This window comes from Azoarcus sp. KH32C, from assembly GCF_000349945.1.
Lineage (GTDB): Bacteria > Pseudomonadota > Gammaproteobacteria > Burkholderiales > Rhodocyclaceae > Aromatoleum.
In genome coordinates this window covers 3556460-3581443 of sequence record NC_020516.1, presented here as the reverse complement: position 1 = coordinate 3581443, position 24984 = coordinate 3556460, and the positions used below count along the sequence as shown (strand labels likewise).

Sequence of the window (24984 nt, the reverse complement as noted above, 5' to 3'; positions counted from 1 at the left end):
TACTGAAGGCGGCACGTCGGCCAGCCCGGGTCGACGCGCCCGCCAACCCATCGAGGAGATCAACATGAAGAAAATCGAAGCGATCATCAAGCCGTTCAAGCTCGACGAAGTGCGCGAAGCGCTGTCGGATGTCGGTATTGCCGGGCTGACCGTATCCGAAGTGAAGGGCTTTGGCCGCCAGAAGGGACACACGGAGCTCTATCGCGGTGCCGAGTACGTCGTGGACTTCCTGCCCAAGATCAAGGTCGAGATCGTCGTCGGCGACGACCTGGCCGAGCAGGCTGTCGAAGCGATCATCAAGGCCGCCCATACCGGCAAGATCGGCGACGGCAAGATTTTCGTGATGCCGGTCGAGCAAGTCGTGCGTATCCGCACCGGCGAAACCAACGAAGCGGCCATCTGAGGCCTGCGGGACGTCACGACGTCCCGCTCCAGTATCAGCTGCGTGGCCGGTTTCCGGCCCGCAGCAACACCAGCAGCGCTCCCGAACCGCCATCATGTGGTCCCGCCTGGCAGAAGGCCAGGATCTCCTCGCGTTGCGCGAGCCATCCACGCGAGAGCTGCTTCAGGATCGATTCCTTGCCCGGCGAGCCGAGGCCTTTTCCGTGGATCACCCGCACGCAGCGATGTCCTTGCTGCAGGCATCCGGCGAGAAACCGGGACAGCTCTTCGCGCGCTTCTTCGCGGTTGAATCCGTGCAGGTCGAGTTGCCCCTGCAGCACCCAGCGCCCCCGACGCAGGTCGGTGAGCACGCGGCGCGGCAGGCCGGGGCGCAGGAAGCTCGCCTCGTCGCCCATTTCCAACCTGTCCTCCAGGCTCAGCGGCGCTTCCAGCGATTCGCGCAGGGCCTCGCGTTCGTCTTCCGCGCGCTTGATCGGGTGGGGGTGCGGCGCCGGCTGCTCGATCTCGACTCGATTGCGCGAGTCGATCGGTTGGACGCCGCGCACGGCGTACTGAAAGAGGTCCGCCGCGGGGGCTCGGTCCGGGTCGGGTGGAAGCTGCGACGCGACGGGGAGTTCACCCAGCGGTTGTCGCCCCGACTGCGACCAAGGGCTGCGCCGCGAGGCAGGGCGGCGATCGATGCCGATGTCGACGCGGTCCGTATGGCCGATGGGCGTCACATCCTGCATCTCGAAGCGGAAGAGTTCGGCGCCGTCCTGTGGAGGTGGGCGCCGTAGCGGCCTTGCCAGCGGTTCGTCGTCCACCGCCTCGGGGTGGGCGCGCGGCACGGCTGACGGCTTCGGCGCTTCGATGACTGCGCGGTGCGCCTTGTCGGCGAGCGGTTTCACGTCGCCGAGCGCGGCGCGCAGAAGTTGCCGGTCGAGGTCTGCGTCGTCAGCAGCGGGCGTCGCCGGGCGAGCGCTGCGGCCGGCCTTTTGGAGACTGTGTGCGCTTGCCGGGCCGAGCTTGCCACGCAAGGCTGCCAGCCCATCGAAGGCGCCACGCGCGGCTTTCCCTGGGCCTTGCGGCCCTGGCGATGCCGAGCGTGGCTTGCGACTCATGGTGCGATCACTTGCCCAGGCTGTCGAGGTAGCGTTCCGCGTCGAGGGCCGCCATGCAGCCCGTACCGGCCGAGGTCACTGCCTGGCGGTAGATGTGATCCTGCACGTCGCCCGCCGCGAAGATACCGGGGATGCTCGTCGACGTGGCATCGCCTTCGCGACCGCCCTTCGTGACGATGTAGCCGCCCTCCATCGCGAGCTGGCCTTCGAAGATGTCGGTATTCGGCTTGTGCCCGATCGCGATGAACACGCCCTGCAAGGCCACGTCGCGGGTCTCGTCATTATTGATGTTGCGGACGCGCATGCCGGTAACCCCGGTGTTGTCGCCGAGCACTTCGTCGAGCGTCGAGTTGAGCGCCAACTCGATCTTGCCGGCTGCAACGCGCTCCATCAGCTTGTCGATCAGGATCTTTTCTGCGCGGAACTTCTCGCGACGATGGACTAGGGTGACCTTCTTCGCGATGTTCGCAAGATACAGCGCTTCCTCGACGGCCGTGTTGCCGCCGCCGATGACCGCGACGTCCTGATTCTTGTAGAAGAAGCCGTCGCAGGTCGCGCAGGCCGATACGCCTCGGCCGGAGAACTTCTCTTCCGAGGGGATGCCGAGATACTTGGCGGTGGCGCCGGTCGAGATGATCAGCGCGTCGCACGTGTACTCGCCCGAATCGCCGATCAGGCGGAAGGGGCGTTCGTCGAGCTTCGCCGTATGGATGTGGTCGAAGATCATCTCGGTGTTGAAGCGTTCCGCATGCTTCTGGAAGCGCGCCATCAGGTCGGGGCCCATGACGCCCTCGGCGTCGGCCGGCCAGTTGTCGACGTCGGTCGTCGTCATCAGTTGGCCGCCTTGGGCGAGGCCGGTGATGAGGACGGGGTTCAGGTTCGCACGGGCGGCGTACACCGCGGCGGTGTACCCGGCGGGGCCGGAACCGAGAATGAGCAGGCGGGCATGCTTCGTCGTCATGGCGGTTTCTACTGTCTGGTTGGCAATGCGCGGATTATAGCCGAGCCCTATGGCGTGCCGATCCAATGAGCGTGATAGCGTCATCCAATAAGGGCGAAATGCTCAGATAATGAGGCGTCGCCGCCGCAACGCACCATAATGGGCGAATCGTCTATACTCTGTGCGTCATTTCTTCGTTAAGTGCGCAGTTTCATGGTTTGCGCCCGATGTTTCGACATTCCGGAGTTCTCATGACCCAGGCCACCGCCGTTTCGACCGTTGCACTGAGGACCTTCCCGCTATTTCACGGCTTGTCGGACGAGACTCTCGTCGCGGTTGCGCATTCCGCCGTGATGCGCCGCATTCCGCGCGGCCAGAGTGTCGTCCACGCGGGGGACCGTACAGATTTCGTCTATTTCGTCCTGACCGGGACGCTGAAGGTGGTGGTCAGCGACGAGGACGGCCGGGAGGTGATCCTGAGCATCCTCGGGCAAGGCGAGCTGTTCGGCGAAATGGGGATGTTCGGCGAGCAACCGCGCTCGGCATCGGTCGTTGCCGTGACGCCCGCCGATCTGGTCTTGATCGCGAAGAACGACTTCCGTTCGATCATGCAGGGCAATTTCGAGGTGGCGTGGCGCATCATGTGCAACCTCGCCGATCGACTGCGCAACGCCGACCGCAAGATCGAAAGCCTCGCACTGATGGACGTGTATGGCCGCGTCGCGCGCCTGCTGCTCGAGATGTCCGAGGACCTGAACGGCGAGACCGTGGTCGTGCGCAAGGTCACGAAGCAGGATATCGCCAAGATGATCGGGGCGTCGCGCGAAATGGTCAGCCGGGTGATGAAGGATCTCGGCAACCAGGGGCTGATCGAGGAAACCGATCACGGCATCGTGTTGCGCGACCGTTTGAACGAGCTTTGACGCTGGCGGGCGACAGATTTGCGCAGCGCCTGTTTCGTTTCGCAACCGGGCGCGGCGAGGGCTCGGGTTCGCATATAATCACAGGTCGTTCGTTTCACCAGGACTCCGGTTCCTGAGCAGATGTCATCCCGCCAGTCTTCCCGTTCCCAGCCCCTGCCGGAAAAGATCTCCCTGCTTCTGCAGGAGGCCCGCTGGCTGATCCTCGGCGTGATGTCGCTGTACGTCGGCCTCGTCCTCCTCGGCTACAGCAAGGCCGACCCCGGCTGGTCCCATGCCGCGCAGGTTGCGCGGGTGAGCAATCCCGGCGGCCGCTTCGGTGCCTGGCTTGCCGATCTGCTGTTCTATCTTTTCGGCGTGTCGGCCTGGTGGTGGGTGGTCTTTCTCGGTTACGGCCTGATCCTGGGCTTCCGTCGCCTGCGGCACAACCTGCACCTCGACCGACGGTCCTTCTTCATCGTGCTGTGCGGCTTCATCGTGTTGCTGCTCGCCAGCAGCGCGCTGGAGTCGCTGCGCTTCTATTCGCATGGCGCCAGCGTTCCCCTGGCGCCCGGTGGGCTGGTCGGGATGGAACTTGGCCAGACGGTGCAGCGCTATCTCGGCTTCACGGGCGGTACGCTGTTGCTCCTGGCCTTGCTGGCCTCGGGCCTCAGCCTCTTCACCGGAATCTCGTGGTTGTCGCTGATCGAACGCGTCGGCCTTGGGCTCGAACAGCTGTGGTTCGGCACCATCGGCGCCTGGGGCAATTGGCAGGACCGCAAGGCCGGACAGCAGGTGGCGCAGAAGCGCGAGGCGGTTGTCGAGACCAAGCGCAAACGGGCGGCTGAAACCGCACCGGCGGCACCTCAGCTGCGCATCGAGCCGGCGGTCGTCGAGGTGCCACGCTCCGAGCGTGTCGAGAAAGAGCGCAACCAGGAGCGCCAGAAGCCGCTGTTCTCGTTTGCGGATCTACCCTCGGGTTCGCTGCCTCCGTTGAGCCTGCTCGATCAGCCGTCGGGCGACGTCGAGCCGCCATCGGCCGAGTCGCTTGAGTTCACGTCGCGCGTCATCGAAACCAAGCTCGCCGATTTCGGTGTCGAGGTGAAGGTCCTTGCCGCCTATCCGGGCCCGGTCGTCACGCGCTATGAAATCGAACCGGCGACGGGGGTGAAGGGCAGTCAGGTCGTCAATCTCGCGAAGGACCTCGCCCGCGCGCTGTCGTTGGTGTCGATCCGGGTCGTGGAGACGGTTCCGGGCAAGTCCTGCATGGCGCTGGAGTTGCCGAACGTGCGGCGTCAGACTGTCCGCCTGTCGGAAATCCTCGGCTCCAAGGCGTACCACGACATGCAGTCGCCGCTGACCGTCGCGCTCGGCAAGGATATCGGCGGCCTGCCGGTGGTGGCCGACCTCGGCAAGATGCCGCACCTGCTCGTTGCCGGTACGACCGGCTCGGGCAAGTCGGTCGGCGTCAATGCGATGATCCTGTCGCTGTTGTACAAGTCGGGGCCGGAGAAGGTGCGCCTGATCATGGTCGACCCGAAGATGCTGGAGCTCTCGATCTACGAGGGCATCCCGCATCTGCTCGCACCGGTCGTCACCGACATGAAGCACGCGGCCAACGCGCTCAATTGGTGCGTGGTCGAGATGGACAAGCGCTACAAGCTGATGGCCGCGGTCGGAGTGCGTAACCTCGCCGGCTTCAACAAGGCCGTGATCGAGGCGCAGAAGGCGGAGAAGCCGCTGACGAACCCGTTCGCGATCAACCCGGACAATCCCGAGCCGCTTGAGCAATTGCCGCATATCGTCGTGATCGTCGACGAACTCGCCGACATGATGATGGTGGTCGGCAAGAAGGTCGAAGAGCTGATCGCGCGGCTCGCGCAGAAGGCGCGGGCGGCGGGCATCCACCTGATCCTTGCGACGCAGCGGCCGTCCGTTGACGTCATCACGGGCCTGATCAAGGCCAACGTGCCGACGCGGATCGCCTTCCAGGTTTCGAGCAAGATCGACTCGCGCACCATTCTCGACCAGATGGGCGCCGAAGCCTTGCTGGGGATGGGCGACATGCTGTATCTGGCACCGGGTACGGGGCTGCCGATCCGCGTCCACGGCGCTTTCGTTGCCGACGAGGAAGTGCATAAGGTCGTCGAATGCCTCAAGCGCAGCGGTCCGCCGGATTATGTCGAGGGTATCCTGGATGTGCCTGAAGACGGGCTTGACGCCGCGCTCGGCGGGGGCGGAGGAGGCGGCGAGGGCGGCGATGGTGAAGCGGATCCGCTGTACGACCAGGCCGTCGAGGTCGTGATCAAGACGCGTCGCCCGTCGATCTCGCTCGTGCAGCGCCATTTGCGCATCGGCTACAACCGCGCCGCGCGCCTGATCGAGCAGATGGAGCGCGCAGGCCTCGTGTCCGCGATGGGCACCAACGGTAACCGGGAGGTCATCGTCCCGGCCAAGGAGGGAGAATGATTTCGCTCGATGTGCGCGCCGGCGTCTGGCGGGCGTGCCTCGTTGCTGCTTTCGGCTGCCTGACGGCGACGGACGCTGCAGCCGCGGGTATCGCTCAGCTCAAGCAGTTCGTCGAGTCCGCACGCACCGTGCAGGGCGAGTTCGACCAGGTGGTGATGTCGGCTTCCGGACGCAAGCCTCAGCGCGCCAACGGCACGCTCGTGTTTTCGCGTCCCGGAAAATTTCGCTGGAGCTACGAAAAGCCCTACCAGCAGGTGCTCGTCAGCGACGGCCAGAAGCTGTGGTCCTGGGATCGCGATCTGAACCAGGTGACGGTCAAGCGCATCGGCGACGCGCTGGGAAGTACGCCCGCGGCGATTCTCGCCGGCGATGAGGCGCTGGAGCGCAATTTCGAACTGGCCGAAGGGGGGGCGGCGGATGGCCTCGAGTGGGTCAACGCGAAGCCGCGGCAAGCGGAAAGCAGTTTCGAATCCGTGCGCCTGGGCCTTTCGGGTGGCATGTTGAAGCGCATGGAGCTCAAGGACAATTTCGGGCAGACGACGCTCATCGAGTTCCGCGCGATGTCGAGCAATGTGCATCCCGACGCCGGCCTCTTCCGCTTCACGCCGCCGGCGGGCGCCGACGTGATCGGCGAGTAGACGGTTTCCTGCGATGGCGGATCTGTTCGACTCGCTCCAGCCGCCACGCGTGCCGCTTGCCGAGCTGATGCGTCCGGCACGCCTCGAGGACGTGGCGGGCCAGCGTCACTTGGTGGGTCCGGGCAAGCCGCTTCGCCTCGCGTTCGAGTCGGGCAAGCTTCATTCGATGATCCTCTGGGGGCCGCCTGGCGTCGGCAAGACGACGCTCGCGCGGCTGATGGCGCAGGCTTTCGATGCGGACTTCATCGCCGTGTCGGCGGTGCTGTCCGGAGTCAAGGAGATTCGCGAAGCGGTGAGCCAGGCGCAGGCGGCGAAGGCGCGCGGCCGGCAGACGATCCTCTTCGTCGACGAAGTTCATCGCTTCAACAAGGCCCAGCAGGACGCTTTCCTGCCCTACGTCGAGCAGGGTTTGCTGACCTTCATCGGGGCCACCACCGAGAATCCGTCCTTCGAGGTCAATTCCGCGTTGCTTTCGCGTGCGGCCGTGTATGTCCTGGAGCCGCTCGGTCAGGACGACATGATCGGTCTGTTCGAACGCGCCAGGGCGCTCGCATGCCCGACGCTGGTCTTCGACGAGCAGGCGCGCGAGCGTATGGTGGGCTTTGCGGACGGTGACGCGCGCCGGCTGATGAATCTTGTGGAGCAGGTGCAGATCGCGGCGGAAACGGCCGGCGTCAATCCGGTGACGCCGGAGTTCGTCGACGAAGCGCTGTCGACGAAGCTGCGGCGCTTCGACAAGGGCGGCGAGGCCTTTTACGACCAGATCTCCGCGCTGCACAAGTCGGTGCGCGGATCGAACCCCGATGCGGCGCTTTATTGGCTGTGCCGGATGCTCGACGGTGGCGCCGACGCGCTGTATCTCGGCCGGCGCCTCGTGCGCATGGCGGTCGAGGACATCGGGCTCGCCGACCCGCGAGCGCTGGAACTCGCGCTTAACGCGTGCACGACCTACGAACGGCTCGGATCGCCGGAAGGGGAGCTGGCGCTCGCCCAAGCCACAGTGTTCCTGGCGTGTGCCGCCAAATCGAACGCCGTTTACAACGCCTACAACGCCGCCCGCAAGTTCGTCGCCGGGGACGTATCGCGACCGGTCCCGCTGCATTTACGGAACGCACCGACGAAGCTGATGAAGCAACTGGGGTACGGCAAGACCTATCGTTACGCCCACGACGAACCGGAAGCGTATGCCGCAGGCGAAAGCTACCTTCCCGACGGGATGTCACCGCCCGGATGGTATCGTCCGACGTCATACGGACTCGAAGCCCGCATCGCCGCCAAGCTCGACCATTTGCGCGAGCTTGATGAGGCGGCGACGCAAGGCCGGGAGGACTCTCCCGGCTAGGGGGCAGGCGAGGCGGCGGCTTAGTGAGCCGTGGGGTGGTCCGCCATGAAGCGTGCGCAGATGGACTTTGCCCGTTCGGCCCAATCGACGTCTCCGCGGCGCGAAGCCTCTTCGATCAAGTCCTGCATGTAGCCAGTCAACACGAGCACGCCCTCTCGAGTCTGAACCATGCCGCAAGCGATTTGTGCGGCAGCCGCTTCGGGGATGCCCTCGTGTTCGGCAATCAGTGCCACTTCGTCGTCGGTCAGATCGCAATAATCAAGGCAGTCTCTAATGGACAACATGCAAGTCTCCTCCGATGCTCAGGTGATCGCCATCTGTTGCGGCGTTTTGTAGACTGTAAAGTGTACTGCAAGCGGAGATGATTTCAAGCGGAGTTTCCTTTCATTTTATTTATAAGCGCTTGATTTCATTAATTTTATTGTGCGGCGCGGCAATGCCGTCGACACGCGGTAGAATCTCTGCAATCTGAATTACTTGGCGTCCGATCTTCGACGCCGTGCGAACAATAAACGCCTACTCATTGAATTGAAAGACTTCCGGAAACGCCATGCTTGATATCCAACTGCTTCGCAATCAGATCGACGTCATTACCGCCGCACTTTCGGCCCGTGGCATGAGTTTCGATCCTGCCGCCTTCCAGGCACTCGAGAATGAGCGCAAAGGCCTGCAGACGCGCACCCAGGAGCTGCAGGCGCGGCGCAATGCGCTGTCGAAGCAGATCGGCATGCTCAAGGGCAAAGGCGAGGATGCTTCGACTGTGATGGCCGAGGTCGCGGGCATCGGCGACGAATTGAAGGCGAACGAGCAAGCGTTGGCCGATCTGCTGCAGCGCATCGACGCGCTCGTCGCCGGTCTGCCCAACCTGCCGCACGAGAGCGTGCCGGTCGGGAGCGACGAGACCGCCAACGTCGAGGTGTCGCGCTGGGGGCAGCCGCGGGAGTTCGATTTCGAAGTCTCCGATCACGTCGACGTCGGTGCGCGGCTCGGCGGGCTGGATTTCGAAACCGCGGTGAAGATTTCCGGTTCGCGCTTTGCCGTGATGCGTGGCGAAATCGCGCGGCTGCATCGTGCGCTCGCCCAGTTCATGCTCGACGTGCACACGCGCGAGCATGGCTACACCGAGGTGTATGTGCCTTACCTGGTCAATCCGGACAGCATGTTCGGGACGGGCCAGCTACCGAAGTTCGAGGCCGATCTCTTTGTCGTGCCGAAGGACGATGGCCGCTTCTTCCTGATCCCGACGGCAGAGGTGCCGGTGACGAACATGGTGCGCGGCGAGCTGCTTGCGGGCGATACGCTGCCGCTCAAGTTCGTCAGCCACACACCGTGTTTCCGCTCTGAAGCGGGCAGCTACGGTCGCGATACGCGTGGGATGATCCGGCAGCACCAGTTCGACAAGGTCGAGCTCGTGCGCATCGAGCATCCGGACAACTCTTGGGCGGCGCTCGAGGAACTGACCTCGCATGCCGAGGCAATCCTGCAGAAGCTCGAGCTGCCGTACCGCAAGATCGTGCTGTGTACCGGGGACATGGGCTTCTCGTCGGCCAAGACTTACGATCTCGAAGTGTGGTTGCCGGCCCAGAAGACCTACCGCGAAATCTCCTCGTGCTCCTGCTTCGAGGCCTTCCAGGCGCGGCGCATGCAGGCGCGCTTCAAGAATGCGCAGGGCAAGAACGAGCTCGTGCATACGCTCAACGGCTCGGGTCTCGCGGTCGGCCGTACGCTCGTCGCGGTGCTGGAGAACTATCAGCAGGCTGACGGTTCGGTGATCGTGCCGAAGGCGCTGGTGCCCTACATGGGCGGTCTGGAAGTCCTTACGCCGGCTCGCTGAACGGGCGTACTCCCGCTGGGCGCGGGCTCAGAAGCCGGCGCCCAGGGGTTTCGCCCCAGTGCCGAGTTTCAGTCCGAGCGGTTGCAGCGGCGGCGCGAATGCCGGCTCGAGGCGCATTAGGATGTCGTGGTAGTTGCGGATGTTCTCCGCCATGATCACCGCCTCGCCGCCGCGGGCTGCTCCCGCCTTGAGGCGGCTCGCGTATTCGGGTTTCGACATCAGCGGCAGCACCGCCTTCATGTCGAGCCAGCTGGTGTTGTCCTTGCCGATGCGCGAGGCGATCTGACGGGCGCCGTTGAGGTGCCCCATTCCCAGGTTGTAGGCGGCTGCGGCCATCCAGGAGCGATCGGGCTCCGGGATGCTGTCTGCGAGCTGTTCGCGCAGCATCACGAAGTACCGCGCGCCGCCGAGGATGCTCGCGCGCGGATCGAGGCGGTCGTTCACGCCGAGGCGGTCGGCCGTCTCCGAAGTCAGCATCATGATGCCGCGCACGCCAGACCATGAGGTCGCGAGCGGATCCCACTGCGATTCCTGATAGGCAAGTGCGGCGAGAAAGCGCCAGTCGATGCCGGTACGCGCCTGGGCTTCCTGGAAGAACTGCCGGAATCGCGGCAGGCGGGCGCGGATACGCGCGAGGAAGGTCGTGATGTCGGTTTCGTTGAGACGACGGACGTGCCCGAAGTAGCGGTCGGCGATGCGGGCGAGCAGCTCCGTCGCGGTCGCTTCCTGGAGGAACTCCGTGACTTCATGCGCCAGCCCGTCGTGCGCATCGTGGGGCAGCGCCCAGGAGATGGTCGACTGCACCGGCAAGTCGTTCACGACGATGAGCTCGGGCGCCGTCTGAGCGGCGATCGCGTAATGGACGCGGTCGGTCGCGACGAGGTCCAGCTGGTCGCGCGCGAGTTCGGCGAGCAACTGATCGCCGCTGCCGCCCGCCGTGAAGTGCAGGTTGAGTTCAGGTATGCGCTTGCGCAAGCGCTGCAGGGCCTCGGTCGTCGGAGACCCCCGGCGCGCACTGATCGTTCGCCCGGCGAGATCGGATTCGCCGTTGATTTCGGGACGGTCGGAGCGGCCGACGAGCACGTATTCGACTTCGCGCAGGGGCGCCGACCAAAGTAGGGGGAGCTTGTCGTTGCGGCCCAAGCCGGCGGCGGCAAGGTGGGCCTGGCCCGACAGGACCGCGTCGAGTGCGGCGGCAGAATCGGGATAGACGTCGAAGCGCACCGGCACGCCGAGCCGCTCCCCGAGCCGGACCAGGAGGTCGTGTTCGAAACCGGACGCGGTCCCGGTTTCGTCGATCCGGTACGACACCGGATCCTGACGCGTGGCGACCCGCAGCTCGCCCAGAGTGCGATAGTCCGCGATCCGTCCGGCGTCGGGCGGCGTGCAGCCGCCGAGGATCAACAGCCCGAGGATCAGGAGAAGCGTGCGCAAGCGGGTGTCCATTTTTTCATAAGCGCATGATTCTGCTTGAGTTCGGGTGAGGCGGCAATGATTTGGGGCAGAGCGGTGCGGCGGGAAGGATGCGCGCCTGCGATGGCCGGCGCGAGGTCGATAAATTTTTTTTAGGTGGGTTGTTGTTTCCAAAAAATCTTGTGCGTATAATTCGGCCTCCCGCAAGGCTAGGCCAAGCGGGAATGGAGAGGTGGCAGAGTGGTCGAATGTACCTGACTCGAAATCAGGCGTAGGTGCAAGCCTACCGTGGGTTCGAATCCCACCCTCTCCGCCATATGCGCCCGTAGCTCATCTGGATAGAGTACTTGGCTACGAACCAAGGGGTAGGGAGTTCGAATCTCTCCGGGCGCGCCAAATAAATGTGAAAAGGCCAGTCGATGACTGGCCTTTTTGCTTCCGGATACACGCTCGGCGTCCTTGCGTGGGTCTTGGAAAGTAGTGGTTGACGAAGCTGAATTTTCGTCTATAATCTTGCTTCTTTAGCAGCGCGCCCGTAGCTCATCTGGATAGAGTACTTGGCTACGAACCAAGGGGTAGGGAGTTCGAATCTCTCCGGGCGCGCCAAGTTTCAGTGGAAAGGGCATCTCGATCGAGATGCCCTTTTTGCTTTGCGCGTCGGAAAGAGGACGCCTTGTCCGCATCGGCCTTCGCCTTCCGATATCACCCTTCGTGTTGCGGCGACTCCACGCTCCGATCAGGGCACCGGCAGCGATGAATCGGCCGCCCCAAATTTCTGCCGCCCGGCCACGCCTACCAATTTCGTTGCATGGCGTTGCCCAATTTTTCCCTATAGCATGAACGGCTGTGGGGTGATCTTGATTTGGATCAGCTAATCCATTGATCGGCGAAGAGCGATTTGCCGGGCGGGGCTTTTCAGAGGGGAGTGCGTGCCGGTGTTGTGCCGAGTGCTGCGGATTCTGGTCCTGACGATGGCCTCGCTGGCGGGGTTCGTGCCGGGGCATTCGATAGCCATGGAGACGCTGCGCGTGCTGGCGTGGCCGGGTTATGCCGACGAAGACTTCGTAAGACGGTTCGAGGAGCGGACCGGAGCGCGCGTCGAGGTGACTTTTGTCGGCACGGACGACGCGCTGTGGGACAAGATTTCACAGCCCGGGGAGCATCCCTTTGACGTATTCGCCGTCAACACGGCGGAGTTGCAGCGCTATATCGACGCCGGGCTCGTGCGGGCGATCGACCCGGCGGGGATTCCGAATGTGAAGCGGCAATTGCCGCAGTTCCAGGCGAGGGATCGTATTCCGGGTCTACTGCGTGATGGGCGCCTGTTCGCTGTTCCGTACGCGTACGCGGAGATGGGCCTGATCTACGATCGCCGCACGGTCACGTCGCCGCCGGATTCGATTTCGGTGTTGTGGGATCCGCGCTATCGGGGGCGGGTGCTGGCTTATGACGGCGGGACGCACAATTTCTCGCTTGCGGCGATGCGTCTCGGCAAGCCGTCGCCCTTTCGCTACCGGGCGGGCGACTGGACTGCCGCGATCGAGCAACTGATCGCGCTACGCCGGAACGTGTTGACCTTCTATAGTTTGCCTGAGGAGTCGGTCGAACTCTTTCGGGACAACAGCGTGAGCATTCTCTTTGCGAACTATGGGACGCAGCAGTTGCAGCTGTTGCGGGCCGCGGGCGCGGACGTGGGTTATGTGATCCCGCGCGAAGGGGCGCTCGCGTGGCTCGATTGCTGGGCGGTGACGACGGGGGGGAAGAGCCCGGCGCTGGCGATGAAGTGGATCAGCTTCATGCTGGAGCCGGAGGCGAGCCATGCGCTGACGACACGCCACGGGCTGAACAACACGCTGCAGGCGCCGGCGGACGAGGGGGCCAATAGTGGGCGTCTGGTGTGGCTCGAGCCGGTCGAGGATTCGGTACGGCGAGCCGAGTTGTGGCACCGGATCATCTCCGGCGAGCGGGCCGTCGGCCTGAAATGAGGGGGCGATGAGGCGCGGCATCACCTTCTACCTGATGTTGCTGCTTGCGGTCTTCGGCGTCTTGTCGTCGAGCCTGGCGGGGTATGCGTCGTATCTGAAGAGCCGCGAATTGCTGATCGGCGCCGCCGAGAACGAGCTGACGGCGGCCAATCAGGCGCTGGGGCGGAAGCTTGCGGTGGCGGTGGGAGAAATTGCGCGGGATGCGCGGATGATTGCGCGTCATCCGCTGGCGGCGACGATCTGTTCCGGCACGCGGTCCGGAAGCACGGCGGAAGCTGCAATGGCCGACATCCTGACGGCCACGCTCGCGGTGCACCCGGAGTACTTCCAGATCCGTGTCATCGAGGCGGACCGCCATGGGCTGGAGCGGGTACGTATCGACCGTGTCGAGTCGGAGAAGAACGCCTTGCAGCGGGTCCAGGAAGCCGATCTGCAGGAGAAGGGACATTTTCCCTACGTCTTCCGCACGCTGAGGCTGGGCCGCGAGGAGATCTATCTTTCGCGCATCGTGATCAACCACGAACGGGGTGCGCATGCGGCGCTGGGACAGCCGACCATACAGGTGGCGACGCCGATCATCGATGGCGGGGAGAATGCGGTAGGGGTCGTGGTGATCAACGTGGACCTCAATAGTGTGTTCAACCTGCTGAAGGCGGATCTGCCGGCGGAGACCTCTTTGTATCTGGCGAATCGCTGGGGCGATTTCCTGCTGCATCCGGATCCGGACCGGGCCTTCGTATTCGATGTGGGCGGCCGGGAGCTGGTGCAGGATGAGTTTCCCGCGACCGCGGTGCTGGTGAACGGCAATGGCAAGAAGGTGATCGTCCGGGGGAACGACGACGCTGGAAGCGGCAATGGCGCAGACCGCGTGGTGGGTTCCTTCCTGCGGGTTCAACTCGACCGGAGCGACGGCGAGCCTTTCCTGCTGCTCGGCCTGAGCAAGCCGACGGCGGTCGTGACGGCGGAGGCGGATACCTTGGCCTGGACGACGCTGTACATCGTGATCGGGGCGAGCGTGCTGGCGCTGGTGACGGCGATCGGCGTGTCGACCACGGTGACGCATCCCTTGCGCCAGATGGCGCGTGCCGTGCGCCGCTTCTCGCGTCACCGGGAAATCACGGAACTGCCCACCGGACGCTATGACGAGATCGGGGTGCTCGCGCGCAATTTCCACGAAATGCAGTTGCAGATCCAGAGTCAGATGAAGGAGTTGCATGCGCGGCACGAGGAGCTGGAGCATCTCGCGCGACATGACCCGCTGACCGGGCTGCCGAACCGCATGATGTTCTTCGAGCGGCTGGAGCAGTCGCTCGCGCGCAGTCGGCGGTCGGGCTTGCCCCTGGCGCTGCTGTACGTCGACCTGGACCGCTTCAAGGAAGTGAACGATACCTGCGGCCATTCGGCGGGCGACGCGGTGCTGAAGGCGACGAGTCTGCGCCTGCTGCGCAATGTGCGCGAAATCGACACCGTTGCGCGACTGGGGGGCGATGAGTTCGTGATCCTGATCGACAGTGTGATGGAGCTGGACCATGTGCCGCAGATCGCGGAGAAGCTCCTGGTGACGGTGGTCGAGCCGATCGAGTTCGAGGGCCACCGGCTGACGATCGAGGCGAGCATCGGCATCAGCGTGTTTCCCACCCACGGACAGAGTGCGAACGATTTGCTGGTGCGCGCCGACCGGGCGATGTACAGGGCCAAGAACGCCGGCCGGAACAGTTATTCCTTGAGCGAGGTCGAGCCGGAGTAAGCGTCGCGGGCGCGTCGCGTCATTCGGCGGGCTTCGGGGGCGCCGATGTGCGCAGGAGTTCGAGCATTCGGCGTCCGGCGCGGCCGTCGACTTCGAGGCCGGCCTGGCGCTGGATGTCCTCGATCGCCTGGCGCGTCGCGCTGCCGATGACGCCGTCGATTTCGCCGATCGTGTAGCCGCGTTGGAGCAGCAGGGCTTGCACTTCGCGCCGCTCGGCGCGCGACAGGCCGGGGTCGTCGGTCGGCCAAGGCGTCGCGAAGGGCTTGCCGCCGTGCAGGCGGTCGGAGAGGTGGGCGATCGCAAGGGCGTAGCTCTCGGCCGCGTTGTAGGCGTATATCGCGTCGAAATTCGAGGTCACGAGGAAGGCGGGGCCGCCTTCGCCGGCGGGCAGGATCAGGCCGGCAGGCGTCGTGGCCGGCTCGAGTGCTTTGCCGTCGATCCGCTTGACGCCGAGCGTGGCCCATTCGGCGAGCGGGCGTTTCTTCCGTCGTCCGATCAGGGAATCGTCGATTCCGGCGGGAAGGGCGACTTCGAAGCCCCACGGGAGATCCGGCGACCAGCCTGCGTCGGCGAGGAAGTTGGCGGTGGAGGCGAGTGCGTCCGGGGCGCTGCCGACGAGATCGCGGCGCCCGTCGCCGTCGAAATCGACCGCGACGCGGGCGAAAGTCGAGGGCATGAACTGCGTCTGGCCGAAAGCTCCTGCCCAGGAGCCGGTGAGGCGACCCGGCTCGACGTCACCGTGTTCGACGATCTGCAGGGCCGTGAAGAGTTCGCTGCGGAAGTAGTCCTGCCTGCGGCCGAAACACGAGAGCGTGGCGAGCGAGGTGAGGATCGGGCGCTTGCCGACGTTGCGGCCGAAGTTGCTTTCAACGCCCCAGACGGCGACGACCGTGGCCGGATCGACGGCGTAGCGCGATTGGATGGCGGTAAGGGCCGGTGCCCACTTGTCGAGCATCGCGCGGCCGTCCGCGATCCGTTCGTCGTCGACGAGGCCGGAGAGGTAGTCCCAGATCGGCGTCTTGAATTCGGGCTGGTAGTCGAGGGAGGCGACGACCGCCATGTCGGGCTGCAGGCCGCGGATGTTGCGGTCGAAGACCTCTGCGCTGACGCCCTTGGCCGGGGCGCTTGCGCGCAGCTCTTCGACGCAGCGGTCGAAGGCCTCGTCGGCGATGCCGGCTGCCGGGGTCAGGAGACCGAGAAGAGCGATTGCGGCCGCGAGCTGCTTCGGCATCGGGGCTCAGGCCTGTCGCGCAAGGGTGGCGACCTGTGCAGGCATGGACTGTTCGGCTTCGCGTTCGATGTTGGCGAGCGCCTGCGCCGCGCGTTGCAGTGCGGGCAGGAAGTGCAGGGCCTTGTCGACGGTGAGGCGCATGATCGGGGCCTGGATGGCGACGCCCATGTTCGAGTGTCCCGGCTTGCCCGGTACGAGGACCGCGACGCACAGCAGGCCGGGCAGGAATTCCTCGTTGTCGAGGGCGTAGCCGTTGCGCTTGACGATCTCGATTTCACGTTCGAGCGCGTCGTAGTCGGTGATGGTGTTTGCGGTAAAACGTTCGAGCGGGACGTGGGCGAGGAGGCGGCGGCGTTGTGCAGGGCTCATCTGCGCGAGGAAGAGCTTGCCGGTGGCGGAGCAGTGGGCCGGCACGTGCGAGCCGGGATGGAGGTAGAAGCGCAGCGGCGCGGCGGTTTCGACGCGGTCGAGATAGACGACTTCGCTGCCGTTGAAGGCGGTGATGTTGCCGCTTTCGCCGACTTCCTCGACGAGCTGGCGCAGGACGATGCGCCGCGCGCCATGCATCGTATTGTTGAGCAGCAGCTTTTCCGCGAGCCGCCGCAGGCGCACGCCGGTGCTGTATTGGCGGCCGTCGCCGTCGCGCTGGAGCATGCCGGCGCTTTCGAGCTGCTGGAGCATGCGATGCAGGGTCGGTTTGGGCAGCCCGATCTCTTCGACCAGGCTTTGCAGCGAGAAGAACTGGTCCTTTTCGGCGATGACTTCGAGAAGGGCGAACAAGCGCAGCGTCGGCGTGTCCCCGTCGATTTTCGCGGTTTCGGACCGAAGGGCGTTGGACTCGTTCATCACGGACTCCTCATGGATTTTGCATTTTAGGTACAAATCGTACCGTTTTCTGAGTTTTGTGTGTTGACCTTTCGGCCGACTCCCCCTAAAGTTTAGACAAATTCCGAAAAACGGAACATAAAATATCAAAAAATATTTAAACCTCCCTCCTCAACCCCGCTGTCACGGGTGTTGTGATTGCGCCGGAACCGAACTCTCCCCAACCCCTTCGGTTCCGGCAATTTTTTTGGGTGAACAGAATGAAAGCGATCAACCGGATCATCGACTTTGCGCGGACTAACCCGCGGCGCATCGTGCTCAGCGAGGGCGACGACCCGCGCGTGTTGCGGGCGGCCGAACGGGCGGTGCGCGAAGGGACGGCGAAGATGGTCCTCGCGGGGGATCGGGCGGCGATCGAGAGCTGCGCGTACCGCGAGGAGATTTCGCTGGCGGGGATGGAGGTGGTCGATCCCGCCCGTTCGCATCTGACGCCGGGCTTCGTGGAGGAGCTGGTGAGGCTGCGCGGCCACAAGGGCATGACGCGGGAGCAGGCGCAGCGCGAGGTGCTCGATCCGCTGTGTTTCGCGAATCTGATGGTGCGCTTGGGCCACGCCGACGGATCGGTGTCGGGTGCGGTGCGTACGACCGCGGATGTGGTGCGCAACGCGATCCAGATCATCGGCGTGAACAAGTCCTTCAAGCTGGTTTCGAGCTTCTTCCTGATGATGCTGTGCGAGCCCTTCCATAGCCTGAAGGGCGGGCTGATCTTTTCCGACTGCGGGCTGGTGGTCGATCCGGACGCGGAGGCGTTGTCCGAGATCGCGATCGCGGCGGCGGACAGTGCGCGCAGCCTGCTGATGGAGGACCCGCGCGTGGCGATGCTGTCGTTTTCGACGAGTGGCAGCGCGAAGCATGCGGCCGTCGACAAGGTCGTAGAGGCCGCAGGGCGGGTGAGGGCGCGGCGGCCGGATCTGGCGATCGATGGCGACGTGCAGCTCGATGCGGCGATCGTCGCGGAGATCGCGAATCGCAAGCTGCCGGATTCGCAGGTGAAGGGACGGGCCAACGTGTTGGTGTTTCCGAACCTGGAAGCAGGCAACATCGGCTACAAACTTGCCGAGCGGGTCGGCGGGGCGGTGGCGATCGGCCCTTTGCTGCAGGGGCTCGCGAAGCCGGCGAACGATCTGTCGCGCGGCTGCAGTGCGGACGATGTGTTCTACGTGATCGCGGTGACGGTGGTGCAGGCGCAGGCGGCGGAACGGTGCGCGGTGTCGGCGCCGGCCGCCGTGGCCGCGATGTGAGTCCCCCGGCGCGAGCCCTCACTCGCCCATCACGACGCCTTCGCGGCGCGGGTCGGCGCCGCCGAAGAAGCCGGTCGGCGTGCGGCCGATCGCTTGCAGGCCGCTGGTCATTTCGGTCTCGCGCACTTCATGGTTGTGGGCCTTGAGCCAATCGACCGTCGTCGCGGGGAAGCGCTTTTCTTCCAGCAGGGTCGGGGCTCCGGTGGCGCCGAAGTTGGGGAGATTGATCGCCGTCTGCGCGTTCATGCCCCAGTTCAACATGCCGTAGAGCGTCTTGGCGGTGTAGTGGATGATCAGCGCGCCGCCGGGGCTGCCGGCGGTGATGAGCACCTGGCCGCTGTTCTTGTCGAATACGAGGGTGGGGCTCATCGAGCTGCGCGGCCGCTTGCCCGGTTCGACGCGATTCGCCGTCGGCTGGCCCGCGGCGTCGTTGGGCGCGAAATTGAAATCGGTGAGCTCGTTGTTGAGCAGGAAGCCGCCGTTGCCGGCTCCGGTCGGATTCACCATCTGGCGCGCGCCGAACTGCGCTTCGATCGTGGTGGTCATGCTGAGCGCGTGGCCGTGTCGGTCGATGATGCTGATGTGGCTCGTGCCGTATTCGGGCTGTTCGGCGGGCATCGCCCACGTGGTCTTGAGCGGGCCGGGGGCACCGGGTTCGGCGGTCTTCATGCTGTTTTCGCCGATCATCCTGGCCCGCGACGCGAGGTAGTCGGGCGCGACCATCGTCTGCCAGCTGCCTCCCGGCGGGGCGACGAAGTCCGGGTCGCCGACGTACTTGGCGCGATCGGCGAAGGCGAGGCGCGAGGCTTCAGTGTAAAGGTGCAGCCACTGCGGCGAGGGCAGGGTCTTGCCATCGACTCCGCCCTGCGGTGGGAGCTTCGCGGCGTCGGTGTTGTTCAGGATGCCGAGGATCTGGGCGACCGCGATGGCGCCGCTGCTCGGGGGCGGGAAGCCGCATAGGCGGTATTCGCGTTGCACGGCGCGATAGTCGGTGCAGAGGGCTTCGCGTTTCTTCGGTTGGTAGTTCTTCAGGTCGGCCGCCGTCAGTTTGCCAGGGTTCGTTGCGTGGGCTTGGACCTTCGCGACGATGGATTCCGCGACCGGGCCTGTCAGCAAGGCCTTGCTGCCCTTGGCGGCGATCTGCTTGAGGACGTCGGCGTAGGGTTGGTTCTTGAGTACGTGGCCGACGGGATAGGGGGCGCCGTCGGGCTGATAGAAATAGGCGGCGGCGACCGGGTCCTGTTTGAGGAAGGTGTCGGCCTTGAGCAGCGTGTAGAGACGCGGGCTGATGGCGAAGCCCTTTTCCGCGAGCTGGATCGCGGGCTGGAACAGGTCGGCCCAGGCCAGCTTGCCGTGTTCGCGGTGGGCCATTTCGAGCATCGCGACGGCGCCGGGCACGCCAACCGAACGCCCGCCGACGACGGCGTCGTTGAACGCCATCGGCTTGCCGTCCGTGCCCATGAAGAGGTTTTCGTCCGCGGCGGCCGGTGCCGTCTCGCGCCCATCGTAGGCGCTCACCTGTTTGCCGTCGTAATACAGCAGGAAGGCTCCGCCGCCGATGCCGCTGCTTTGAGGCTCGACGAGGCCCAGTACCATCTGTACCGCGATCGCGGCATCGAGCGCGGAGCCGCCGGCGGCGAGCACCTGGCGCCCGGCGTCGGTAGCGAGCGGGTTGGCGGCTGCGACGGCATACTGCCGCAGCGCCCATCCGGGCTTCTCCTGGTAGCCGGAGGCCATTTCCGGCTGTTGGGGAAGCAGCGTGTAGGTGAAGGACTGGGTCGGTGCCGGGATGTTGCTGGCGCAGGCGCCGAGCAGCAGCGAGAGCGCAAGTGCGCGGACGGGCATCTTCATCGATCACTCTCCTGGCGGGGTGGCAGGAAGTTCGCGCCACGGACGGCGCGCGTTCCGGCAAGGCCGGAACACGCGGGTTCAAGGAGCCTCGATCCTAATCGCTTCTGCTCTCGTGTGCCGGGAATGAAAGATTTGCTTAATCAACCGTTGGTTGAGGCCGGGCCGGAAGGGAGGGTCTTCAGCATTTCGCGGAGCGTCGTCTTGAGGATCTTGCCGTAGTTGTTTTTGGGCAAGGCCTCGACGAAGTGGTATTCGCGCGGGCGCTTGAAGCGGGCGATCTCGTGCAGGCACAGCGCGTCGAGGTCGCTGGCGGTGACGCCGCGGCCGACGATGAAGGCGACCGGGATCTCGCCCCATTCGGAATCGGGCCGGCCGACGACGGACACTTCCATTACGTCGGGGTGGCGGATGAGGACCTCCTCGACTTCGCGCGGATAGATGTTCGAGCCGCCCGAGATGATGACGTCCTTGGAGCGGTCCTTCAGGGTCAGGAAGCCGTGGGTGTCCATCGAGCCGAGATCGCCGGTCCACAACCAGCCGTGGCGCAGCGTCTTGTCGGTCGCGGCGGGGTTGTTCCAGTAGCCGGCCATCACCGTGTCGCCGCGCACCAGCACTTCACCGGTCTCGCCGGGCCGTACCGGGTGGCCGTCCGCGTCGGCGACGATGACTTCGACGCTTGACTGGCAGATGCCGACCGAAGCCGCGTGCGCCTCCCAGGCGGGATTCGTGCGATCGGCGAGCAGTTCGCGCGGCAGGACGGTGATGCTCATCGGCGACTCGCCCTGGCCGTAGATCTGGACGAAGCGGTTGCCCAGGGTGTCGAGCGCGTCGCGGATGTCTTCGAGGTACATCGGGCCGCCGCCATAGACGATGGTCTTGAAACCGTCGGGCCTGGCTTCCGTACTGCGGAGGTGGGCGACGAGGCGCTTGACCATCGTCGGCGCGGCGAACATCGAGAGATTGCCGACGTCCCGCGAGAGTTCGACGAGCTCCTGCGCATCGAAGCCGCCCGAGGCAGGCACGACGTGGCGGCAGCCGCGCAGCGTGAAGGCGAAGTTGTACAGCCCCGCGCCGTGGGACATCGGGGCGGCGTAGACGGCGGCTTCGCTGCCGTCGAGGGACTCGACGTCGGAGAAGTAGCCGTGGGTCATCGTCAGGAGGTTGCGGTGCGTGAGCATCACGCCCTTCGGGCGGCCGGTCGTTCCCGACGTATAGAAGAGCCACGCGAGATCGGTCGGGGCGCGCGGGACGGGCGCGAGCGGCCGGCCGGCGACGGCTTTCGCGTAGTGGGCGTCGCCCGCGACGATGACGTGGGTGCGCTTGCCGACCTCGTGCAGCACGGGCAGCAGCTCGTCGGCGAGTTCCGGCGAGACGATGGCGACGCGCGACTCCGAGTCGGCGAGGATGTGGAGGATTTCGCGCGGGTGCAGCTTGGCGTTGACGGGCACCGCGACGAGCCCCGCCCACAGGGTGGCGTACAGGGACTCGAGATATTCGGGGCGGTTGCTCATGTAGAGCGTGACGCGGTCGCCGGCCTCGAGGTGGTGGTCGTTGCGCAGGTGATGCGCGAGGCGGGCACAGCGCGCCGCGAACTCCGCGTAATCGTGCAGCGCTGTCGTGCCGCGCAGGACCGCCGTGCGGTCCGGGAAGCTGCGGGCGGTGCGTACGAGGAGTTCGGCGATGTTCATTGGACGCGCTCGAGAATGTTCACGTAGTTTGCCACTGCCATGCCGCCCATGTTGAATACCGCGGCGAGATTTGCATTTGGCAACTGCATGTCGCCCGCGGCGCCGGTGAGCTGCATTGCGGTGAGGACGTGCATCGACACGCCGGTCGCGCCGATCGGATGACCCTTGGCCTTGAGTCCGCCGGAAACGTTGATCGGCAGCGCGCCGCCGGGGTAGACGATGCCGTCGAGCAGGGCTCGCGCGCCGGCACCCGGCTCGGTGAGGCCCATCGCCTCGTAGGTCAGCAGCTCGGCGATCGTGAAGCAGTCGTGGATCTCGGCGAAGGAAAGATCGCGGACGTTGCAGCGCGCTGCCGACAGCGCCTGCGCCCAGGCGCGGCGCGGGCCTTCGAAGCCGAGGATGTTGCGCTTGGCGATCGGCAACAGGTCATTCACGTGCGCGCGGGCGCGGAAGGCGACGGCTCGGTCGAAATCCCTGGCGAGGGCGCTGTCGGCGAGGATCAGCGCGGCGGCGCCGTCGGACACGAGCGAGCAGTCGGTCTTGCGCAGTCCGGGGTGAATCAGCGGGTTGGCGGCGGAGACCGTGTTGCAGAAGTCGAATCCGACGTCCTTGCGCATGTGGGCGTAGGGGTTGCGGGTGCCGTTGGCGTGGTTCTTGGCGGCGATGCGGGCCATCGCTTCCAGGGGACAGCCGTATTGCCGGCCGTAGGCGTCGACGAGTTTCGCGAAGATGCCGGGAAAGCTCAGGCCGTGGGCGCCTTCGTCGCGATAGTAGGAGGCGCGGGCGAGGATGTCGGTGACCATCTGGCCGGACAAGGCCGTCATCTTCTCGGCGCCGACGACGAGGGCGATGCGCGCGCGTCCGGCCTCGATCGCGTCGCAGGCCGACGCGATGGCGGCCGCACCGGAGGCGCAGGCGTTCTCGACGCGGGTGGCGGGCTTCCAGCGCAGTCCGGCGTTGCCCTGCGAGGGGAGCGACGAGCAGAAGATCTCGGGAATCAACCCGCCGTTGAGGTGACCGAGCCAGACGCCGTCGACCGCTGCGGCGTCGATGCCGGCGTGGGCGATCGCATCGGACGCGGCGGTCGTGACGAGCTGTTCGAAATCGAGATCGAGGCGGCCGAACGGCGTGTGGGACCAGCCGACGATGCATACGCTCATGAAATGTCTCCGTTATTTTCGATGCGGACGGGGTGTCCGCCGTCGGGTGTAAAAAGCGCGGAAACGCTTCCGGTGAAGAGGAGAGGTTGGAGGAGATCTGCGAGATCCTGCACCGGATACCGCGCGTTTCCGCGGAAAAAAGGGATTAGAGGCCGTCTTATTGCAGTGCGACCCGGAAGGGCGCGGCGGTGCGCTCGTGGATCTCGTCGATCGTTGTGTCGGGCGCGAGCTCCGTGAGCGTCAGCCCCTGTGGACCGACGTCGAAGACGCACAGGTCGGTGACGATCTTGTTGACGACGCGTGCGCCGGTCAGCGGCAGCGTGCATTCCTCGAGGATTTTCGGTTCGCCCTTGGCGGTGTGCTCCATCAGCACGATCACGCGCTCGACGCCGGCGACGAGGTCCATCGCGCCGCCGATGCCTTTGACCATCTTGCCCGGCACGGTCCAGTTCGCGAGGTCGCCTTTCGCCGACACCTGCAGCGCGCCGAGGATCGCGAGCTGGATGTGGCCGCCGCGGATCATGCCGAAGGAGGCGGCGCTGTCGAAGAAGCTGGTCGTGGGCAGGGTCGTGATGGTCTGCTTGCCGGCGTTGATGAGGTCGGCGTCTTCCTCGCCTTCGAACGGGAAGGGGCCCATGCCGAGCATGCCGTTTTCGCTCTGGAACTGGACCGACATGCCTTTGGGCACGCAGTTGGCGACGAGCGTCGGGATGCCGATGCCGAGGTTCACGTAGAAGCCGTTGCGCAGTTCGGCGGCCGCGCGTGCGGCCATTTCTTCTCGGGTCCAGGGCATGGCTTACTCCTCGATGTGCATCGGGCGCGGACGCACGGTGCGTTGTTCGATGTGTTTGGAGGCACCGGGGACGGCGACGATGCGGTTGACGAAGATGCCAGGCGTGACGATGTGGTCCGGGTCGAGCAGACCGGGCGACACGAGGTTCTCGACCTCGGCGACCGTCATCGCGGCGGCCGTCGCCATCGGCGGGTTGAAGTTCCGCGCGGTCATCCGGTACTGCAGATTGCCTTCAGTGTCGCCCTTCCACGCATGGATCAGTGCGAGGTCCGCGCGCAGGCCGCGCTCCATGAGATAGGTCTTGCCGTCGAACTCGGCGGTCGGCTTGCCTCGCGCGATGACCGTGCCGACGCCGGTACGGGTGTAGAAGGCCGGGATGCCGGCGCCGCCCGCGCGGATGCGTTCCGCGAGCGTGCCCTGCGGGTTGAACTCGACTTCGACTTCGCCCGCCATATATTGCTGCGCGAAGAGGGCGTTGTCGCCGGCATAGGAGCAGATCAGCTTGCGCACCTGGCGGCTCTTGAAGAGTTTGCCGAGGCCGTGGCCGTCCGCGCCGGGGTTGTTCGAGATGACTGTCAGGCCCTTGACGCCCGAATCCAGGATCACGTCGATCAGCGCGGACGGAATGCCGCACACGCCGAACCCCCCCGCCATGAGCACGAGGTCGTCGCGGAGGATGTCCGCGAGCGCCGCCTCGGGCGTCAGGAATATTTTGTTGAATGACACTGCGAATCCTCCTCATTGATCGGTGGCTGAGTCGTCCCCCCATTCAGCAAATACGATGCCATCGGGAAGGGTTCGAAATTTATCCCGTCTATTCAATGATTTGATGGTGTGGCCGGATTGGCGGACGGCCAGCCCCGTCCGGCGTGCGAGTCGCGAGATCGGACGACGGCGGACGGCGCGGGTTCGAATATCGGGCGCCTCGTCCGGATCGCAGTAATCCATCGGAATCGTCCGTTCATTGGCCGCATGACGTCCGTCGCCCGGATGTCTTTCAGTCCGATAGCCGGCCGCTGCGCAGGAGGATATCCGGACGCCTCGCTATTTCTTGCTGCTACGCAGCAATTTCTGTCTCATAAAATATTCATAAAAATCAGCTGTTTATTTGCTTATTTTTGCTGGCACCCATTTTGCTGAACGCTCGTCGCGGCCCGCTGGCGGATGTCGGTCTTCCGTCGCGACGCGAAGCAGGGGTGTTTGCACCCCGTAAAAAACGAAATGCGGGACTTGCTGCGCGCGCATCGGACGCCGTCCGCCGCGCGGTACGGGCTCCCCGGACAAAAGGAAGAGAAATGCTTGGAGACAACGGTCGATCGCGGTGTCGGCGAGTGCCGGCGCAGGGGGCGGTGGGGTGGTGCCGCGG

General features: G+C 65.1%; 20 protein-coding genes and 3 tRNA genes. 12 read left to right on the top strand and 11 right to left on the bottom strand.

Annotated features, from left to right (window positions below; translation table 11 throughout):
• Positions 1 to 64 precede the first annotated feature (64 nt).
• Positions 65 to 403 (top strand): P-II family nitrogen regulator, encoded by a 339-nt coding sequence (locus tag AZKH_RS15815; RefSeq protein ID WP_015436790.1) that lies wholly within the window; start codon positions 65 to 67, stop codon positions 401 to 403.
• A gap of 34 nt (positions 404 to 437) precedes the next feature.
• Here AZKH_RS15815 and AZKH_RS15810 read toward each other — a convergent pair whose 3' ends face one another.
• Positions 438 to 1502 (bottom strand): Smr/MutS family protein, encoded by a 1065-nt coding sequence (locus AZKH_RS15810; protein WP_041656267.1) that lies wholly within the window; start codon positions 1500 to 1502, stop codon positions 438 to 440.
• Between the two features lie 7 nt (positions 1503 to 1509).
• Complete coding sequence (gene trxB, locus AZKH_RS15805) at positions 1510 to 2463, bottom strand: thioredoxin-disulfide reductase (protein ID WP_015436788.1); 954 nt, start codon at positions 2461 to 2463, stop codon at positions 1510 to 1512.
• 230 nt (positions 2464 to 2693) lie between these two features.
• Here trxB and AZKH_RS15800 point away from each other — a divergent pair, with 230 nt between their 5' ends.
• The 4 genes from AZKH_RS15800 (at position 2694) to AZKH_RS15785 (ending at position 7790) form a co-directional block, all read left to right on the top strand.
• Positions 2694 to 3365: a Crp/Fnr family transcriptional regulator gene (locus AZKH_RS15800; protein WP_015436787.1), complete on the top strand. Its 672-nt coding sequence runs from the start codon at positions 2694 to 2696 to the stop codon at positions 3363 to 3365.
• 120 nt (positions 3366 to 3485) lie between these two features.
• A complete protein-coding gene (locus AZKH_RS15795) occupies positions 3486 to 5810 on the top strand; it encodes a DNA translocase FtsK (protein ID WP_015436786.1) in 2325 nt (774 codons plus the stop codon).
• Complete coding sequence (gene lolA, locus AZKH_RS15790; protein WP_015436785.1) at positions 5807 to 6448, top strand: outer membrane lipoprotein chaperone LolA; 642 nt, start codon at positions 5807 to 5809, stop codon at positions 6446 to 6448. Before AZKH_RS15795 ends, lolA begins: the two co-directional genes overlap by 4 nt.
• A gap of 13 nt (positions 6449 to 6461) precedes the next feature.
• Positions 6462 to 7790: a replication-associated recombination protein A gene (locus AZKH_RS15785; protein WP_015436784.1), complete on the top strand. Its 1329-nt coding sequence runs from the start codon at positions 6462 to 6464 to the stop codon at positions 7788 to 7790.
• A 20-nt stretch (positions 7791 to 7810) separates the two neighbouring features.
• Here AZKH_RS15785 and AZKH_RS15780 read toward each other — a convergent pair whose 3' ends face one another.
• Positions 7811 to 8074 (bottom strand): hypothetical protein, encoded by a 264-nt coding sequence (locus AZKH_RS15780; RefSeq protein ID WP_015436783.1) that lies wholly within the window; start codon positions 8072 to 8074, stop codon positions 7811 to 7813.
• Between the two features lie 266 nt (positions 8075 to 8340).
• Here AZKH_RS15780 and serS point away from each other — a divergent pair, with 266 nt between their 5' ends.
• A complete protein-coding gene (serS, locus tag AZKH_RS15775) occupies positions 8341 to 9624 on the top strand; it encodes a serine--tRNA ligase (protein WP_015436782.1) in 1284 nt (427 codons plus the stop codon).
• Positions 9625 to 9651: 27 nt separating this feature from the next.
• Here the strand turns inward: serS and mltF are convergent, their stop codons facing one another.
• Positions 9652 to 11058, bottom strand: coding sequence for a membrane-bound lytic murein transglycosylase MltF (mltF, locus tag AZKH_RS15770; protein ID WP_231874421.1), 1407 nt, complete (start codon positions 11056 to 11058; stop codon positions 9652 to 9654).
• A gap of 205 nt (positions 11059 to 11263) precedes the next feature.
• Between mltF and AZKH_RS15765 the strand changes: the two genes are divergently transcribed.
• From AZKH_RS15765 to AZKH_RS15745, 5 genes are all read left to right on the top strand, one after another.
• Positions 11264 to 11353: transfer RNA gene (locus AZKH_RS15765), tRNA-Ser, on the top strand.
• Positions 11354 to 11356: 3 nt separating this feature from the next.
• Positions 11357 to 11433, top strand: a tRNA-Arg gene (locus tag AZKH_RS15760).
• A gap of 133 nt (positions 11434 to 11566) precedes the next feature.
• Positions 11567 to 11643: transfer RNA gene (locus AZKH_RS15755), tRNA-Arg, on the top strand.
• A 341-nt stretch (positions 11644 to 11984) separates the two neighbouring features.
• Positions 11985 to 13022, top strand: a complete 1038-nt coding sequence (locus tag AZKH_RS15750; RefSeq protein ID WP_231874420.1) for an extracellular solute-binding protein — start codon at positions 11985 to 11987, stop codon at positions 13020 to 13022.
• 7 nt (positions 13023 to 13029) lie between these two features.
• Positions 13030 to 14769 carry a diguanylate cyclase domain-containing protein gene (locus AZKH_RS15745; RefSeq protein ID WP_015436779.1) on the top strand — a complete coding sequence of 580 codons (1740 nt, stop codon included), beginning with the start codon at positions 13030 to 13032 and terminating at the stop codon, positions 14767 to 14769.
• A 19-nt stretch (positions 14770 to 14788) separates the two neighbouring features.
• Here the strand turns inward: AZKH_RS15745 and AZKH_RS15740 are convergent, their stop codons facing one another.
• Positions 14789 to 16000, bottom strand: coding sequence for a lytic murein transglycosylase (locus AZKH_RS15740; protein ID WP_015436778.1), 1212 nt, complete (start codon positions 15998 to 16000; stop codon positions 14789 to 14791).
• A gap of 6 nt (positions 16001 to 16006) precedes the next feature.
• Complete coding sequence (locus AZKH_RS15735; RefSeq protein ID WP_015436777.1) at positions 16007 to 16846, bottom strand: IclR family transcriptional regulator; 840 nt, start codon at positions 16844 to 16846, stop codon at positions 16007 to 16009.
• A 239-nt stretch (positions 16847 to 17085) separates the two neighbouring features.
• Between AZKH_RS15735 and pta the strand changes: the two genes are divergently transcribed.
• Complete coding sequence (gene pta, locus AZKH_RS15730) at positions 17086 to 18126, top strand: phosphate acetyltransferase (RefSeq protein WP_015436776.1); 1041 nt, start codon at positions 17086 to 17088, stop codon at positions 18124 to 18126.
• Between the two features lie 18 nt (positions 18127 to 18144).
• Here pta and ggt read toward each other — a convergent pair whose 3' ends face one another.
• From ggt to AZKH_RS15705, 5 genes are all read right to left on the bottom strand, one after another.
• Positions 18145 to 19977, bottom strand: a complete 1833-nt coding sequence (gene ggt, locus AZKH_RS15725; protein WP_015436775.1) for a gamma-glutamyltransferase — start codon at positions 19975 to 19977, stop codon at positions 18145 to 18147.
• A gap of 140 nt (positions 19978 to 20117) precedes the next feature.
• Positions 20118 to 21665 (bottom strand): class I adenylate-forming enzyme family protein, encoded by a 1548-nt coding sequence (locus tag AZKH_RS15720; protein WP_015436774.1) that lies wholly within the window; start codon positions 21663 to 21665, stop codon positions 20118 to 20120.
• Entirely contained in the window at positions 21662 to 22825 is a 1164-nt protein-coding gene (locus AZKH_RS15715) for an acetyl-CoA acetyltransferase (protein ID WP_015436773.1), read from the bottom strand. Before AZKH_RS15715 ends, AZKH_RS15720 begins: the two co-directional genes overlap by 4 nt.
• 157 nt (positions 22826 to 22982) lie before the next feature.
• Entirely contained in the window at positions 22983 to 23618 is a 636-nt protein-coding gene (locus tag AZKH_RS15710) for a 3-oxoacid CoA-transferase subunit B (RefSeq protein ID WP_015436772.1), read from the bottom strand.
• A gap of 3 nt (positions 23619 to 23621) precedes the next feature.
• Positions 23622 to 24344: a CoA transferase subunit A gene (locus AZKH_RS15705; protein ID WP_015436771.1), complete on the bottom strand. Its 723-nt coding sequence runs from the start codon at positions 24342 to 24344 to the stop codon at positions 23622 to 23624.
• Between the last annotated feature and the right edge of the window lie 640 nt (positions 24345 to 24984).